We start from the raw sequence: 17,931 nt of genomic DNA, 5'->3' as shown, positions 1-17,931 counted from the left end.
GCCCTAGCACGCGCTGCTGCACGTTGGAAAAATAGCGCATTCGCCACGCTATAGCGGGCTTTGCTTGTTTACAGCGCTGTTAATTTTGAGCGGTGCCGTCTCCGGCATCATGAGCATGGCAAGGAGCCCAGCCGCGCTAGCGATAAGCATGTACCAGGCGGGCGCCAGCGCGCTCCCGGTAAGATAGATCAGCCAGGTGACGACTGGTTGAGCTGTGCCTCCGAAGATCGCTATCGCAAAAGCGTAGATGATCGCGAAGGCGCCACCACGAATGTTCTTAGGCAAACCTTCGGCCATGCTCACATAGAAGGCGCTATACGGAATCGTTCCGATAAGTGTGAGCGCGCCGAGACCCCCGAGAAGTGCGAGGGCACTGCGGCTCTCTGAGATCCAGAAGAACACCGGATAGGTCATCAACAACGCAGCGATCTGCGGCCATATCATGATGTGCCGGCGGCCCGCGCGGTCTGCGAGCCAGCCGCCCAGCAGCGCGGCAGCAATTCCTACCGTATTGCTAACGAGCGTGGTGCCAAAGGCGAGAGGCGCGGAAACTTGTAGGGTGTTCAGTGCATAGGTGGTCATATATCCCGTGACGTAGGTGATGATCGTGCAACTGGCCAGGACGACGAATCCCAAGCTCATGATACGGCGAGTGGCAGGCAATCTTCCTACAGGGTGAACGCCCGGAGCCGGCGCTTGGGGCCGGTGCAACGTTTCGGGCAAGCCGCTCCGCAGCCAAAATCCGAACGGCAGCGTAGCGGCGCCGAGCAAGAGCGCGATCCGCCATCCGTACGCGTTGAGTGCCTCGCTTGTCATGGTCAGGGAGAGTATTTCTCCAACAAGCGCCCCGGCCGTTGCAGCGATTTGTTGGCTGGCAGGCTGAAACGAGACAGCAAGACCGCGCCCCTCGGCCGGCGCCGCTTCCAGCAAATAGGCAGTTGTCGGACCAACCTCACCGCCGAGCGCGAAGCCTTGCACCAAACGCGCGACAATGACCAGGAGCGGAGCAGCAGCTCCTATTGTCCCGTATGAGGGGGTGAGCGCTAACACAAGGATCGCGGCGCTCATCAGGACAAAGCTGGCGGTCATCGCGGGCCGGCGCCCGGCCCGATCTGAATACGAGCCGAGCACGATGGCCCCGATCGGCCTGGTCACAAAACCCGCGCCGAAGGTTGCGAGCGACAGCATGAGGCTGGCGAACGGGTCGCTTGCCGGGAAAAACGCTTGTCCGATCTGGATCGCGAAAAAGCTATAGGTCCCAAAGTCGTAGAATTCGAGAATATTGCCGATCGTTGCACCTAACACGGCGCGGCCGGTCAAGCGTTCGTCTGCCGGAACGAGGACCGGCTCCGGTTTCTGCCGAGTAGATTGCTTGCCCATCCTCGATCCGTCTGAGGCACGATCGCCGGCCTGAGCATTTCGACCAGCGAGGTCGGGCGCATTGCACTTCACTTGCTCTGCACGTCATCTAGCTTGAGGTGGGCTGGGCCCGCGTCCCGGTGCTCTACATTCCTCACGCATGCCAGGACGAAGCTCACGACGATGAATGCAATAAGAATGCCTGCCTCTTGCGGCCCGTTTCAAAGCTTGGACGGATCGCGGCAATCGCCGGCAAAGATGAGCAAGCGCGTTGCAATTGTCGGGCGCAGCGCTCGTTGTGCTTCTGTGCATGGCGAGTTTGCGACAATATTGGTGGGCACCGAACAGAAGCCGCCTGCTTTCACACAGATGACCGCGCATGCAGACAGGGTTCAGCCGGCTGCGCGTGTGCGCAAAGCTCAGGCAATTGGCCCGGCTTTTGCTCCACTGCTTACCAGTTGTGTGCGGCCACCTACTTTGTCGGAATTGTCGCTGCAGAACCAGGGATCCTCCTACGATCAGAGGTGGCATGAGCTCGCATTGTTGACGACACAATTTAAAGGACGGATCGCAGCCTGCGCTGCAGACGTCGAGGATATCCGCTCATGGCGGGCCGCGTTCAGCCGGACGCACATGGCGAACCTCATGCACCGGACACTGAGCTCCAGGAAATGGAAGTAAACGTCATCAGCGAGCGCGCCTCTGTGAGTTGACCCGGATTCATCAGGTCTCCTCCACGGGAGGAGCCTTCCTTTGATATTGCGGCGCGGCCGTCAGGTTGTCGCCGTGAATGTGCACAGCCAGTGTTTGATCAACGGCAGGCGCGCTTTGCTCAAGCGCATCACGCGTGCGCATGGTCGAACGTGTGATGGCAACCGCGCCGCAATCAACGCCTCGAATAGAATGGGTAGTATGAATACGAAGACAATCGCCGCCGTCGTGCTTACAGTTACAGCGGTGCTGGGGTCGCCCAGTAGGGCCGTCGAAATTTACGATGTCGCTGATTCGAACGGTGTGCCGTTCATGCGGGTCCGCATACTCAGTGCCGACGAGGCCGATCCGGGATCTTCATCGCGCAATTTGTCTCGTTGGGAGATAGGTCAGGTGCTTACCGGGATTCGGTATTGGGCGGAAATCATCAAGGTCATCCCTGGTCAATCGCCAGCGATTATTAGTATCAGCGCGGACTACGATAACAACGCCTGGGGCATGTCCCCTTCTCATGGAGCCGGCACGAAGGTGCAGGCTGCGCTCACCGGTCAGGATCCGGGCGAACTTGAATCTGGTGCTCATGGCGCGATCGGCATCGGCCAGATGGGATTTTCACCGTACACCTACGTCCCGTCCCAAGTGTCTATGACACCGAGCACAAACCTTTCAGCCGTTAGCGTGCACGAGAACGCGCATCTGCTCGGTATGACTGGTGCTGCCTTCATTGGTCGTGCCGACGGGCTGTATATTTCCGAAACGATAAATCGGTGGACGAGTCATTTGTACGATGACAATGGCAAACAGGCTCAGCCGGGGCAGGCGATATATTGTTCCCAATGCCCGAACCAGCCAGCTGCCGACGTTTTCGATCTGCGACGTGAACAAGGCTATTTCAGAGGGCAGCATGTGAGCGAAGTGCTGGCCGGTGCCATGCCAGGTATTCCGCTGCGATCGACGGACTTTATGGCGCACAGCGAACTGAAGAACAGTTTGATGAGTCATCAGCGATACCGGAACTACACCGCCCTAATGGAAGCGGAGATCGCCGCGTTTCAAGATATAGGTTACACTATCGATCGGCGCAATTTGTTCGGGTTCTCCATCTACGGAAACGGCCAAAATCTGGTCAATGACAATCCCTTCTTCGCTCGCAGTGCTGAGGGTAGCGCCTATCTGCCAAATACATACAATACAGCTACGCTCGGACTGGGACTGCACGTCTATGGCAGCGGCAACACTGTGGTCCAGCGCGCCGACCTGCTTTCGAAAGGAGCAGGGGGCGCCGGCATCCGCGTCGACGGCGAAAACAATCAGATCACAATTCCGCCCGGAACCCGCGTGTATGCCGACGGCGCCTATGGGCGCGGTGTCATGTTCGCCTATGGCAAGGATCACACACTGACTCAGCGTGGCGATGTGCAGGCTCTCGGTGAGCATGGCATCGCGGCAAGTTTCGATTTTGGTAACAATGTGGTGGGCAATGACCGTGAATATCGTGGTTCGTATATTCGCACGATTGGCAATAACCAAGCCCCGATGCTGAACGAGATCGCAGGTCCGCTCGTCAGCAAGTTCGATCTGACCGGGCGACTGGCTGGCAGTCATGCAGCGATGTACATGTCGAACAATGGTTACGTCGGCGAGATCAATGTGATGCTTGGCTCTGCATTGTCGGGGGACATCTTGTCTGACTACAACCAGCTTGACGGGAACGGTGCTCCGCGTCTGACTAAATTAACGTTCGGGTTGAAGCCTGATGCGAACGGTCACTCAACGCAGGAGCCAGACGCACATTTTGTAACCCGCTACGACGGTAATATCGTTGGACGTAACAATCTTTCGCTGCAGTTCGCCGGTGGCGCCACGACATTGACTGGCAATCACGAGCTGTACGAGGCAAGTGTCGCACAAGACGCAATCTTGGCCGGTAGCGGCAGTTATCTCCTCAATGCCAACGGTCGCTTCACCAACAGCGGTGCTGTCGCGCCCCTCATCAACGGTCTGGGCAACAGCATCAAGGTGAATGGCGACTATCTGCAAACCTCGACCGGTCGCTTGCAGGTCGCCGTAAACGATGCTGGCGCGTTCAGCCATCTCGTGGTGAATGGCAATGCGACGCTCGACGGTACGCTCACGATCACCCCGCAGCGCGGCTGGTATGGCAGCGGCTTTAACGTCTCCTCCGATCAGTGGCTGAATGCAACAAATCTTACGGGCTCGTTCGCGAACGTGACGACAGCCCTGCAATCGCCAACCTTGCTGGCGAGTGCAACGGCTCAAGGCGACAACACCTACGCCTTGACACTCTCCCGCCCATCCGATGCCTATTCGCGTTATGGGACCGACGCCAACAGCCGCCAGGTGGGCACGGCGCTCGATCGAGTAGCTGGCAACGCAGCTACAGGGCTGCACCCACTCGTCGCAGCGCTCGACTTTTCCGCACCGGACGGCACGGCGGTGACATCTGGGCTGCGTCAACTTTCTCCGTCCATCTATGCGTCGGAGCAGGGCAGACGTGTCAATGACAGCTACTATGCGCGTTCGGCAGTCTACAACCGTCTCGAACAGGCGTTTGGCGGCGCGCCAACCTCAGCGATGGCGGTGATGGGTTGTGGTCCTGAGCAGAGGTGGTCGCGCGGCAATTCTGCCTCTGCCACAGGCCTGGTCGGCCCGGCTTCGTCTGGCCTGCCCTCTTATGACCTGCAGGGGTATGCAGCGTGGGCTTCTGCCTTTGGCGGATGGACGACCCAATCGGGCGATAACAATGGTGCGAGCACCAGATCCACCATCAGCGGCCTCATGACCGGGATCGACACGTCGGCATTTGACGACTGGCGGGTCGGTGTTGTTGCAGGCTATAGCCGTTCCATTTTCAAGGTCGGCGCGGCCTCGTCGTCAGGCCGCAGCGACAATTACACGTTCGGGACCTATGCCGGCACCGAGTGGACCGTGCCGGAAGGGGCCATCGCCTTCCGCTCAGGACTTGCCTATACATGGCACGATCTTGAGATGAGCCGCAACGTGAGGTTCCCAGGGTTCAACGACAACTTGATCTCGGATTACGATGCAGGCACGTTCCAGATTTTTGGAGAACTCGGCTATAAAGTCCATCTCGGTAAGTATTCGGTGATCGAGCCTTATGCTAGTCTCGCCTATGTTCGCGCGGCGACGGACAGCTTTAGCGAGAGGGGGTTGAACGGAGCGGCGCTTAGTGTTCACGCTGGCACGCTGGATACGACGCTCTCCACGCTCGGCGTCTACGCGACCACCCGTTTTCAACTTGGCCAGATAGCCACGACTGCGCGAGCTGATATTGGCTGGCGTCATGCCATAGGCGACCTCATTCCGCTGTCGACAGCCAGCTTTGCTGCTGGATCCAGCCCTTTTGCAGCTTCAGGCCTATCCATTGGCAAGGACGTGGCACTCGTCGAATCCGGTTTGGACTTCCAGCTTTCGAGCAACAGCACTCTTGGCATCGCCTACCAGGGTCAGTTCGGTTCAGGCATCACCCAGAACGGACTGAATGCTACCTTCAACGTGAAGTTCTGATGAATGGGGATGCGTGGCTTCGGCGCCGCTGTGCAGTGAACCATGTTGATTTCTGTCCACATCTCGTCGGCCAAAACTCGGCCAGCCATCGAGCTCACCTGAACGCCGCCGCCGGCGTCTCGCAGCGGTCCACCAGCCGAAGACATGCCGCGACATCGCGGCGCCGCGCCCGCCTGAGGTGGCGCGAAGTAAGATCATTTGCCGCCGAAAAGCTTAGGGGGATCGGGGGTCCAAACTCGAACTTTGCCGGCTAATGCAACGTCTGCTGTCGATGATGCCGCTGCATATGCTCGTTCAATTCGGCGTTCAAACAGTTCAGAATGTGCTCCAACTGCTCATTGGCGAGCAACAGGACCTTGAGGGCGCTGCGCAGATCGCAATTATACGCAGCGACGACCTCGTCTATGCGCCAGCTCACCGAGCATGCTGTCTCGGCCCTTCGGGTCGCGATCACTCGCGAAGACATAAGGTTCTCCTCGCCGGGGGCACTCGCTGAAGCGGGCCGGCGGCCAGCCGCCGTCGCTATCGCTGCCGCGTTAGACGGGTGCCGCTCAAAGGCCGGTGCCGCCGGAGCACCACTCTCCCCGAGGCTTTGGAAATACTTCTATTCTCAAGCTCTGCGCGCCTTTAGTACTCTAAAGCACTGTATCGCTGCTGCCGCGGCAGCAGCTTAGGGGCGCGGCCCTTCAGCGCGGCGCAGGCCTTCGGTTTTGGCTCCCCCACGCTCCGCGCGGTGCCCTAAAAAAGTTGTTCCAACTTCCTTCAGCCCTTGCGCCTTGCACACCTCGCTACTCGCCGCGAGGCAGGGCTTATGGCGGCTTTTTGCCGCGCGCAACCTCAGCCTTAAGGAGAAAAACAACAGAACCAAGACCTCCGCCGCAGTCCGTCGTGATGGTGCCGCGCGGCAAACTGAAGAAGTCGCCCAAGAATGCTCGTAAGATGCCAAATTCGAAAGGCTGAAGTCGAAGCTCTCGCCGCCAATATCGCATCCTCGGCATGCTGCAATTTCCTGTCGTCGAACCCGAACGCGGCCCCAAGGACAAACCGACCGGCCACTTTCTGGTCAATGCGGGTGAGGGACGCTGTCTTGTTCAGTTGCTTCGGGCCAAGCGCAAGGAGATCAAGAAGGACGAGCAAGCCGCATTTTTCGATCCCAACAGCGGATGCGTCTTTGCGACCATCTGGCACGACCGATAAGCACGCCTCGAGTACGGCAGCATTGATGGCGGCGATCGATGACATTTTGGAATGTTGCCGAACACTGACTTGCCAAGCACCATCCCGCACGCCCGCAATCGAGAATAGCCGATACGCGATCGCGTATATCTGTGTTATATACGCTAACGCGTATATTTCTGTAATATACGGATTTGCGTATATTGACGATATATACGGATATGCGTATATTGAACGCGGAGATTCACATGACGCAGCATATTGCTCGTACGGAAAAGCAACTCGGCGCCATTCTACGGCGGGCTCGCCGACAGGCCGGACTTACCCAGTCAGGCTTAGGAAAGCAGATCCATCTGCGTCAGGGCACCGTATCCCGACTGGAAGCGGGCGAGCCTGCCATTCAGCTCCACACCCTCATGGAGGCGCTGGCCGCGCTCAATCTTGAACTGGTGGTCCGTACCCGCAGCAAGGCCACCTCGACTGACATCGAGGACATTTTCTGATGGGCCGGCCTCCAGCAAACGCGCCCCTGAATGTGTTCGTCAACGCACGCCTGGCAGGCATGCTCCGGCGCGAGTCCAGCGGTGCGATCGACTTTCGTTACACTCCGCAATGGCTCTCCTGGGAATCGACCTTCCCAATCTCGCTATCGCTGCCCTTGCGCGAAGACCGCTATATCGGCGCACCTGTAATCGCCGTGTTTGACAACCTGTTGCCCGATAGCGAACAGATACGCAAACGAGTCGCGGAGCGGGTGGGGGCAAAAGGTACTGACGCCTACAGCATGCTCTTTGCACTCGGGCATGATTGCGTTGGTGCGCTCCAGTTTCTTCCACAGCGTGTCGATCCTGGACCTGCCGGTACGATCGAAGGGAACGCTGTCACCGACCGCGATGTCGCCGCCATCATCAAGAACCTTGCGAGCGCTCCACTTGGGATGGGGGAAGACGACGATTTCCGGATTTCCATCGCTGGTGCCCAGGAGAAGACCGCCCTGCTGCGGCGAGATGGCAAATGGTACAAGCCGACTGGTACCACGGCGACGACGCACATTCTCAAACCGCAAATCGGTCGTTTGCCGAACGGGATCGATCTCTCGAACAGCGTCGAGAACGAATATTTCTGCCTTAAGCTGCTGGCCGCGCTTGGCGTACCAACGGCGAACGTCGAGATCGCCGATTTTGGTGGTCGCCGCACGTTGATTGTCGAGCGCTTCGATAGGCGCTGGACCAATGATAAAAGGTTGCTGCGCCTTCCTCAGGAAGATTGCTGCCAGGCTCTATCCGTACCCACCACCCGGAAATATCAATCGGATGGCGGCCCCGGCATGAAAGACATCCTGCAACTCCTCAAGGGTAGCGATGAACCGACCGAAGACATCGCGACATTTTTGCGGGCCAGCATCGTGTTCTGGCTCATCGGCGCAACTGACGGACACGCCAAGAATTTTAGCCTATTCCTGAGCCCCGGCGGGCGCTTCCGGCTCACGCCGCTTTATGATGTCTTGAGCGCGCAACCAAGCCTCGACGCCGGACAAATTCAGCGCAAAGCTTTTAAACTTGCAATGTCGGTCGGCAAAAATCGCCACTACGGAATGACTGATATTTTGCCGCGTCATTTCCTACAGACCGCCGAAATCTCCGGCGTTGGACCGGCCGTAGTCCACGCAATCTTTGAGGATCTCGTCGAAAACTTCGAGGCAGCCTTTGCGAAAGTGATAAAGGACCTCCCCAAAGGCTTTCCCAAAGAATTGGCAGACTCGATAAGAGTCGCCGCTATTCGCCGCATCGGTCTTATAAACGACCGTTGACACTTTCAGCCTAAGGGGCTGCGTGCGAGCGGGCCAGCGCTGGTGGCACCAACACCGGCACCAGCAGCATGAGGATCGTCGGCGTCGGCATCAATGTCGACAGGCGATCATCGCGCCCATGATCGCCGTCGGCGGCGCCGGCGCCAGAATTGCCGGAACGCGATGATCGGCGCGCCGATGATGATCATGGTCACCAGCAACGCCAGCCCCGCGCGCTCCAGGGTGTTCCCGCTATGATGGCCCGATCGCTCCAGAGGAGCTCGATTCGGGCCGCACTTGAGATATTCAACGAACGGGCTGAGTCTCGCTATTACGGGCTCGGTTTCCGAACATCCAGGCCGACTTGCAAGCTGAAATCGGCGACATCTCCGATCACATCGCAGACCAGCTTAAGGCCGCGAATAGGCTGAGAGCAAACGGCGTAAGCGTTGAATAGGTAGCTGCGATGCAGCTGGCTATACTTCCTCAATCGGTAAACATCGCCGAGCTTGACGTTAAGTTCCTCGAACGTTCGTCGCTCTTTGTCCGTCAATTCCATGTCCACAACCACCGCTGTCCAACCTTCGGGGGGCAGCGGTGAGCACTAATGTCGAAGCCTGGCTCGGTTTGGCGAATGCGATCCAGATTCGCTGCTCTGGCCCGTCCGCCGAGACATTGTCGGCCGTCACGGCGACAACAGTAAAGGAGTTGCCAAAGGACTCTGCCATGCTCGTACAAGACAATGGCGGACGGCTTTGTTCTATTGGAAGCGCCGGCGAGCCGAGCAGAATGGCCCGATCGGCGTGGTCACAAATCAGCGCCGAAGGTTGCGAGCGACAGCATGAGGCTGGCAACGGGTCGCTTGCCGGGAAGCATGCATGACCGATCTGGATGGCGAAAAAGCCATAGGTTCCGAAGTCGTAGAACTCGAGAATATTGCCGATGGTTGCTCCCCACACGGCGCGGCCGGTCAAGCGTTCGTCTGCCGGAAAGAGGACGGGCTCCGGCTTCTCCCCAGTAAACTGCCTAGCCATCCTCGATCCGTCTGGAGTTCGATCGCCGGCCGAGCATTTCGACCAGTCAGGTCGCGCACGCTGCATTTCAGTTGCCCTACGCGTCGTCTAGCTTGAGGTGGCCGGGCTTACGTCCCGGTGCTCTACATCTGCCTGACGCATGCCAGGGCGAAGCTCACGACGATGAGTGTAACAAAAATGCCTGCCTCTTGCGCCCCATTCAAACCTTGAACCGATCACGGCGATCGCCAGCAAAGATGAACAGGGCGCGCTGCAATTGTCAGGCGTGGCAGTCGTTTTGCTCCTGTGCAATGGCGAGTTTGCGACAACATTGGCGGGCGACGCACAGGCATCGCCCGTTTTCACGCAGAAGGGCCGCCGCGCGGCGTTGCTGCGTTCATCTGTTTGCGCACGGCGAAGGCATCAGGCGATTTGGCCCGGCTTTTGCTCCGCTGCTTGTTAGTTGCGTGCAGTCGCCTGCTTTGTCGGGATTGGCGCTGCAGAATGCAGGATCTGTCTGCGATCAAAAGACAATAGGAGCTCGCATTGTTAACGGGGCCCATGAAAACGCTCGACATCGGCCACGGCCGCGAAGCATCGGGCGGTCATCATCGCTCAGGCGAGCCGCGGCTCGGCGGATCGCAAATGGCAAGCGTGAAGTGCCAGAGCTTGAGTTTGAGGAAGTTGAAATCAAAGTCACCAGCAATGAGGGACATACTTGTGAATTGACTTGACTTCATCAAGGCTGGCTTCCCTGCAGAGAGCTAGCCTTCCTTTTGAATTGAAGTTCTGCCGTCAGACTCGGGCTACGAAGGCGCAAGGCCGATGTCCGATCAATGACGGCTGCGCTTCGCTGGCGCATCTGCGTGCACGCGCGCTCCAAGTTGGACGGCGAAGCACGCCGGCAATCAAGACCTCGAACAGAATCTGTAAATGAAGACGAAGACAATTACGACCATCGTGCTTGCGGCTAGTGCCTTGCTGGATTCTCCCAGTAGAGCGGTTGAAACTTACGATGTTAGGGATTCGAACGGCGTGTCCTTTATCCGAGCACGGATATTCGGTCCCGGAGATGGCCCTTTCTGTTGTGGCGGAGGTAGCGAGCCGGCGTATTCAGCTCGGGATCTAGCGCAATGGGAAACGGACCATTCGCTGGCAGCGATCCGCTATTGGGCCGAAATCATAAGGGTCAAACCCGGGCAGTCGCCGGCCGTCGTCAACATCGGCGGAATTCAGGGCAACACGGCATGGGCCTCAGTCCAGAGCTCGCCTGATGGCGAGAACAAGGTGCAGGCGGCAGTCACCGGTCAGAATCCGGGCGAGTTGAACCATGGCGCACATGGTATGATTGCGATCGGCGAAATGGGATTTTCATCCGAAGCATACATTCCTTCGCAATTGCCAATGACGCCGAAGATCGGCCTGGCACCTGTTATGATTCATGAGTTCGCTCATCAGCTGGGAATGGCCGGTACCATTGACGGTTATGATGGTTGGCGCACCGAGCCGATATCGCCGTACTTCCCTAATGCGATAAATGCCTGGACTAACCATTTGTATGACGACAACGGCAAACAAGCCAGGCCGGGGCAGGTGATCTATTGCTCGCTGTGCGTGAACTCGCCAGCTGAGGACGTTTTCGACCTGCGCCACGATCGGGGCTATTTTGCCGGGAAGCATGTGAGTGAAGTGCTGGCCGGTGCCATGCCAGGTATTCCCGTTCGAGTGATGACTGAGGACGGCCGGCTGGATGTCCCCTTTGTCTCGCATAGCGAGCTTAAGAACAGCCTGTTGAGCCACCAGCAATACCGGAACTACACCGCCCCGATGGAGGCGGAGATCGCCGCCTTCCAGGACATCGGCCAAAGCATTGATCGGCGTGGTCTATTTGGTTACTCCATCTATGGCACCGGTCGCGATCTGATAAACGACAATCCGTTCTTCGCTCGGAATGCTGAGGGTACCGCCTATCTGCCAAATACGTACAATACGGCTACTCTCGGACTGGGACTGCACGTCTATGGCAGCGGCAACACTGTGGTCCAGCGCGCCGACCTGCTTTCGAAAGGAGCAGGGGGCTCCGGCATCCGCGTCGACGGCGAAAACAATCAGATCACAATTCCGTCCGGGACCCGTGTGTACGCCGACGGCGCCTATGGGCGCGGTGTTATGTTCGCCTATGGCAAGGACCACACACTGACTCAGCGTGGCGATGTGCAGGCTCTCGGTGAGCATGGCATCGCGGCAAGTTTCGACTTTGGCAACAATGCGATGGGCAATTACTATGAATATCGTGGTTCGTATATTCGCACGATTGGCAATAACCAAGCCCCGATGCTGAACGAGATCGCAGGTCCGCTCGTCAGCAAGTTCGATCTGACCGGGCGACTGGCTGGCAGTCATGCAGCGATGTACATGTCGAACAATGGTTACGTCGGCGAGATCAATGTGATGCGTGGCTCTGCATTGTCGGGGGACATCTTGTCTGACTACAACCAGCTTGACGAGAACGGTGCTCCGCGTCTGACCAAATTAACGTTCGGGTTGAAGCCTGATGCGAACGATCACTCAACGCAGGAGCCCGACACAAATTTTGCAACCCGCTACGACGGTAATATCGTTGGACGTAACAATCTTTCGCTGCAGTTCGCCGGTGGCGCCACGACATTGACTGGCAATCACGCGGTGTACGATGCAAGTGTCGCGCAAGGTGCAACCCTGTCCGGTAACGGCAGTTATCTGCTCAATGCTAGTGGTCGCTTCACCAACAGCGGTGCTGTCGCGCCCCTCATCAACGGTCTGGACAACAGCATCAAGGTGTATGGCGACTATCTGCAAACCTCGACCGGTCGCTTGCAGGTCGCCGTAAACGATGCTGGCGCGTTCAGCCATCTCGTGGTGAATGGCAATACGACGCTCGATGGTACGCTCACGATCACCCCGCAGCGTGGCTGGTATGGTAACGGCTTTAACGTCTCCTCCGATCAGTGGCTGAATGCGACAAATCTCACAGGCTCGTTCACGAACGTGACGACATCGCTGCAATCGCCCACCTTGCTGGCGAGTGCAACGGCTCAAGGCGACAACACCTACGCCTTGACACTCTCCCGCCCATCCGATGCCTATTCGCGTTATGGGACCGACGCCAACAGCCGCCAGGTGGGCGCGGCGCTCGATCGAGTAGCTGGCAACGCAGCTACAGGGCTGCACCCGCTTCTCGCGGCGCTCGACTTTTCCGCGCCGGACGGCACGGCGGTGACATCTGGGCTGCGTCAGCTTTCGCCGTCCATCTATGCGTCCGAGCAGGGCAGACGTGTCAATGACAGCTACTATGCGCGTTCGGCAGTCTACAACCGTCTCGAACAGGCGTTTGACGGCGCGCCAACCTCGGCGATGGCGGTGATGGGTTATGGTCCTGAGCAGAAGTGGTCGCGCGGCAATTCTGCCTCTGCTACAGGCCTGGTCGGCCCGGCTTCGTCTGGCCTGCCCTCTTATGACCTGCAGGGGTATGCAGCGTGGGCTTCTGCCTTTGGCGGATGGACGACCCAATCGGGCGATAACAATGGTGCGAGCACCAGATCCACCATCAGCGGCCTCATGACCGGGATCGACACGTCGGCATTTGACGACTGGCGGGTCGGTGTTGTTGCAGGCTATAGCCGTTCCATTTTCAAGGTCGGCGCGGCCTCGTCGTCAGGCCGCAGCGACAATTACACGTTCGGGACCTATGCCGGCACCGAGTGGACCGTGCCAGAAGGGGCCATCGCCTTCCGTTCAGGCCTTGCCTATACATGGCACGATCTCGAGATGAGCCGCAACGTGAGGTTCCCAGGGTTCAACGACAACTTGATCTCGGATTACGATGCAGGCACGTTCCAGATTTTTGGAGAACTCGGCTATAAAGTCCATCTCGGTGACGGGTCGGTGATCGAGCCCTATGCCAATCTCGCCCATGTTCGCGCGGCGACGGATAGCTTTAGCGAGAGGGGGTTGAACGGAGCGGCGCTTAGTGTTCACGCTGGCACGCTGGATACGACGCTCTCCACGCTCGGCGTCTACGCGACCACCCGTTTTCAACTTGGCCAGATAGCCACGACTGCGCGAGCCGATATTGGCTGGCGTCATGCCGTAGGCGACCTCATTCCGCTGTCGACAGCCAGCTTTGCTGCTGGATCCAGCCCTTTTGCAGCTTCAGGCCTATCCATCGGCAAGGACGTGGCACTCGTCGAATCCGGTTTGGACTTCCAGCTTTCGAGCAACAGCACTCTTGGCATCGCCTACCAGGGTCAGTTCGGTTCAGGCATCACCCAGAACGGACTGAATGCCACCTTCAATGTGAAGTTCTGATGCAATGCATTTCGCCCGCGTGCTACACAGCAATGAGATCTCGTTATTTCAATCCAGGTTTCCTCGACGAGAGGCTGGCGCTCACGATCGAGGCTAGCCTGCTTGAACGCCGGTGCTGACTTCCGCGCGGGATGTCGGAGCGAACTCTCTCGAGGGCAAGCAGCATTTGCATCAACGCTGACGATCTTCCGACATCGTCTAGAGCGCCTCAAGCGTCGGGTGGGATCGAGCGGCCGTCCGACTCCGGCTCGCATGATCACCGAGCGTGAGCCGGAGATCCAGCTGAATTCCAAAGGAACGTTGGGGGCCCAAGGACCGAGCGCCTGCGGGAAGGAAGCCTCGACGCAACGGGTCGCGAACGGCGCGACAAGTCAATGGCTTCGGGCAGGCAGCGCTGGACAAAGCCATGCGCGAATGCGCGCAACGGATTCGGCCATCCTGGCGAGGCCGAGGCTCTGGAGAAACGCTCGCGCGCTGCGGACAAACTCTGGAAAAGCAGCGGCAGTGGCTGGAGCCCCTTTGCGGCGTGCCCCGGGAATAGGCCGGCGGGACCAAACGAACCATCGTCCAATACGGCGTTGAGATAACCTCGTCTTAAGGCGGATTAAACTTCGAAGTCAACCATTTGGTCGTGACCTCGAAGTGACTCTTGTCCCACTGTCCACGCGAAGGGAGGTGTCGCTCAACGCGGTCGGCCGCTTCAGTAGTCTTAGGGTGGCTATGCACTGTGCTTCCGAGCCGGTTTGGTCCTGCATCTTGCCAAAAACGCTGCTGGTTCGTCGAGCAGCTCGCACGTTAAATCGCTTACATCAAGTGTCGAAAGAGACTGAGTGTAGGGAACGCAGCGCGATGTGAGGTCGTCAGACATAATAGATTGTCCCGCGCATCTGCGGCGTGCCGCTTCGTCGCCTCTGCCGTAGAACATTGGTGTGGTTCTTGCTCATGCACAACCCGCTCAGTCGAAATACTCCGTTATGGCGCTGACGATGCGAATTCTTAAAACAAGGGCCAGCTTTGATGTCGAATGTGCGAGTCAGTAGATTGCTATGGTGTTCTTTTGGAGCTGCAATCACGCTCTGTTCGCCGCGGCCCGCGCTCGCTGCCGACGTACCTCGCTCGCCGGAAACAGAGATAACTAACAGGTTCGTTGTGACTTCCACCGTGAATGATTTTCGGCTTGTTGAGTGGAACGACATTTGTGCCGATCCCGCCGAGTTCATTGGGCAGCCTATCGAGCTTCGAAAGATGAGATGCGTCTACGGCATGGACGGCTTCCGCTGCGTTGCATTTCCACGCAAGATTACAGCCTCTGCAAAAACAGTTACGGTTTTTGCAAAGTCTGTCATTCCGGCGGGCGAATCGGCGGTCTTGAAAAACAACTGCACGACGCTTCAGGCGATGCTGCAGTCTGCTGCCTGCCGAAAGAACATTCGGATCATTCCAGCTCAGTTTAGCGAATGGTTTGGCGGCGAGGTTGCAAAAAGCGTCGAGCTGAACACCGATAAAATACAAATACTACCCGGGTCGCGACCGAAGCGTTATGCCGGCAACTGCAGCGCGAGGCGCGGGTGGAAACCGAAGTCAAGGCGCTAGTCTGGCAACGGGCGCAGACACTCGCCACGTTCGGAAGGCTTCACATTCATGGAATGGTCTCCACAGCGTCTTTGGCCAACGCCGCGGCCTGGGGTTAACGGAAAAAGACGCGCGGGTGTTTGGAGGCACCACCCGCGCCGAGTTTTCTACGCCAAGCTTCAACTGTCTGGAGACGCGTGAAGATAAACAGCCAAGCCGATGAGCCGCTCAGCAGCTCGCATGCCAAACGTCACTATGCAGGAATAAAGACAAAAAGCGCGGAGCCTGCCTTCTATCCAAGGCAGCTCCTACCCGAGCGCTTGGTGACTGGCGCGACTCCTGTCAAACTGCGCAAGGCGGCATAGTCACGTTGCTGCAGGGCATCGAAGGCTTCTGTGAGCGGCGAGGACGATCCTTTTCACTCCCGGCAAGGATGCGACGATCTCCTCGTCATGCTGCTTCCTCTGCCTCGGCTCGGCCTTTCGGTCGGAATGAGGCGGGGGGAGCGCCGAGTTTGCACTCAAAGCTCCACATCAACACCTCGCCGATGTCAATAAAGTGCCGTGGCTGCAATGGCGGACCTGTCGCTCACGGGGCGATCGGCAATCGACCGCCGATTTTGCTGCAAAACCAGTCGGCGTAAAAACCAGTCGGCGTAACCGCCCGCCAACGTGACCAAGGCGCAAAACTCTAGTTCTCGAGTCCAAACTTCAGTCTCACTGCAAGCCACTTGGCGTACCTAACCGCTGCTGGATGAAACTTCAGTGGCAGGTCACTTGGTGAAGCAAGCATTTGCTTCTCGCAGAAAGCAAGCATGTCCATTTCCTTCCTTCGGCTTTGTCAGCTTGTGGGTAAGCCTCGTCACCTTCGTGGTCGGCGGCTTGTCGGCTCTTGGCTTCGGCCGTGTTTGGCTCAGATAGCGTGCCGCTCTCCTCCAACAGAGCACGCCGTCGCTCCATCTTCGCGCGCGTGAAGTTCCTGTCCGGGTTGTTCGCGGCCTTGAACTTGCTACCGTCGATGGCGACGGCTGGCCGCCGCCAGATGGCCCGTTTCTTGGCAGAGTTCGACGAAGCTCGCACACAGCTTGCGCAGCGACAGGCCGTCGTCCTTGCGGAAGTCCGCAATCGTCTGTGATCGGGAGCGAGCCGAACCAGCAGCCACATCACGTCGACATTGCGCCCGGCCTCTCGTTCCAGCCGCCGGCCCGACCGCACCCGGGTTTAGATAGCCGTAAATGTAAAGCCTGAGGAGCGCCGAGGGATGGTACGATGGCCAACCGCCGCCGGCTCCGCAACCTCAAAGCCTATCTCAGCCGAGCGCATCGACAAATACGTCGATCACGCGAACCGGGCTGCTCTCGTCAATCAAGTCGTCGAGGCATTCGGGGCAGCAGCGTCCGCTCCCACGGTCTGCTTTGCATGAACGCCGCACCAATTCCCTTAAAGGCTCACGGGGGAATCGTAACCGCAGCCCAGTGTTTTCGCTGCCAGGACGCGTTGCGGAATTAGCGAGTAAAAAAACGAGCCAGTAACGAAGCCTTAGGTTGGCACAACAGATGTAGTGAACTCCGCGTAGAGGGGACCAACGTCATCGAAAGCGCATTCGTGCGCGGCCGAGGGACGTCGAACAAGACCGCGCTCACGATGGTCTTCAACTCGCGTCGTCTCGATAGGGACACCGCTGCCGAAACTCTCCCCGGTGTTAAATTCGCCGACGGAATCAACGTCGCCAGACCGCAAACTCAATCCAACGCCGCCTGGCGCCTTCCGGCTCCAGGATTCGGCGCTAGCTCTTTAACCCACGATAAGTCGCACCGTGGATCGAAAGACAAGTAATCGCAAGTCAGTTCTTCACCCGGTTGTACGTCACGGGCTGTAAAAATTCGGCAATGATCGTCTTGATATGTGTTTGGCTGACTGCTGTGATTCATGAAACGGGCATTGTCAGCATTGTACTCTACAACACCATCATCAACATCGCGGTCTCTTGGATAGGCATGCTTGTCAAGTAAAGCTTGAAATGTTGGAGGGAGGGCTTCGTACTGTTCAGGCGTCACGGCAATGTCAACGATTGGATTATGAATCCAAACCAATGTGCCTTTAGGTAAAAGAGCAGCAGAGAAAAGTCCGATGCCGCCAAAGCGGTCTGGCTTCAAAATGGTTTCAACAATCAACACTGAAATATCTCCAAAAGTGACTAACACCCAGCACGCTAACTGACCTAAGTCCCGCAAATCTCCTGCAAGAATTGGTAGGGTCGTTTAATCGCGCATCCACCACGATTTCGATTTTTCTTCGATCTCTGCATTGTTTTCGGTGCTGTTGCTGTCGGATCAGGATCTCGGCGAACTGGGCGAGCGTCAGCGGCGTAGTTGGGATGATCTATGCATTGCGCTCAGAGGGTTCAGCGACTATC

Annotated in this window: 9 protein-coding genes and 1 pseudogene; 6 read left to right on the top strand and 4 right to left on the bottom strand. The window is 57.9% G+C overall.

Going from position 1 to position 17,931, the window contains the following annotated elements; all coding sequences use genetic code 11:
• Positions 1-48: 48 nt before the first annotated feature.
• Positions 49-1,380, bottom strand: a complete 1,332-nt coding sequence (locus tag J2R80_RS41255; RefSeq protein ID WP_253640765.1) for an MFS transporter — start codon at positions 1,378-1,380, stop codon at positions 49-51.
• 891 nt (positions 1,381-2,271) lie between these two features.
• On the opposite strand from J2R80_RS41255, the gene J2R80_RS41250 reads away from it, so the two are divergent.
• From J2R80_RS41250 to J2R80_RS41235, 4 genes are all read left to right on the top strand, one after another.
• Positions 2,272-5,619: an autotransporter domain-containing protein gene (locus tag J2R80_RS41250; protein WP_253640764.1), complete on the top strand. Its 3,348-nt coding sequence runs from the start codon at positions 2,272-2,274 to the stop codon at positions 5,617-5,619.
• 996 nt (positions 5,620-6,615) lie between these two features.
• Positions 6,616-6,816, top strand: coding sequence for a hypothetical protein (locus J2R80_RS41245; protein WP_253640763.1), 201 nt, complete (start codon positions 6,616-6,618; stop codon positions 6,814-6,816).
• Between the two features lie 227 nt (positions 6,817-7,043).
• On the top strand, positions 7,044-7,298 hold the full coding sequence (locus tag J2R80_RS41240) for a helix-turn-helix domain-containing protein (protein WP_050399954.1): 255 nt from the start codon (positions 7,044-7,046) through the stop codon (positions 7,296-7,298).
• Entirely contained in the window at positions 7,298-8,605 is a 1,308-nt protein-coding gene (locus tag J2R80_RS41235) for a type II toxin-antitoxin system HipA family toxin (protein WP_253640762.1), read from the top strand. Before J2R80_RS41240 ends, J2R80_RS41235 begins: the two co-directional genes overlap by 1 nt.
• A gap of 310 nt (positions 8,606-8,915) precedes the next feature.
• On the opposite strand, the gene J2R80_RS41230 is transcribed toward J2R80_RS41235, so the two are convergent.
• Both J2R80_RS41230 and J2R80_RS41225 read right to left on the bottom strand, forming a co-directional pair.
• Positions 8,916-9,143, bottom strand: coding sequence for a hypothetical protein (locus J2R80_RS41230; protein WP_253640761.1), 228 nt, complete (start codon positions 9,141-9,143; stop codon positions 8,916-8,918).
• A 234-nt stretch (positions 9,144-9,377) separates the two neighbouring features.
• Positions 9,378-9,618, bottom strand: a pseudogene (locus tag J2R80_RS41225) (MFS transporter); the annotation flags it as partial.
• A 912-nt stretch (positions 9,619-10,530) separates the two neighbouring features.
• Here J2R80_RS41225 and J2R80_RS41220 point away from each other — a divergent pair.
• Both J2R80_RS41220 and J2R80_RS41215 read left to right on the top strand, forming a co-directional pair.
• On the top strand, positions 10,531-13,944 hold the full coding sequence (locus J2R80_RS41220) for an autotransporter domain-containing protein (RefSeq protein WP_253640760.1): 3,414 nt from the start codon (positions 10,531-10,533) through the stop codon (positions 13,942-13,944).
• A gap of 1,161 nt (positions 13,945-15,105) precedes the next feature.
• Positions 15,106-15,537 carry a hypothetical protein gene (locus tag J2R80_RS41215; RefSeq protein ID WP_253640759.1) on the top strand — a complete coding sequence of 144 codons (432 nt, stop codon included), beginning with the start codon at positions 15,106-15,108 and terminating at the stop codon, positions 15,535-15,537.
• A 1,720-nt stretch (positions 15,538-17,257) separates the two neighbouring features.
• Here the strand turns inward: J2R80_RS41215 and J2R80_RS41205 are convergent.
• Complete coding sequence (locus J2R80_RS41205; protein ID WP_253640758.1) at positions 17,258-17,692, bottom strand: SET domain-containing protein; 435 nt, start codon at positions 17,690-17,692, stop codon at positions 17,258-17,260.
• Between the last annotated feature and the right edge of the window lie 239 nt (positions 17,693-17,931).

Source organism: Bradyrhizobium sp. USDA 4541 (assembly GCF_024171085.1).
Taxonomy (GTDB): Bacteria; Pseudomonadota; Alphaproteobacteria; order Rhizobiales; family Xanthobacteraceae; genus Bradyrhizobium; species Bradyrhizobium australafricanum.
This window is presented reverse-complemented; position numbering and strand designations above follow the sequence as displayed.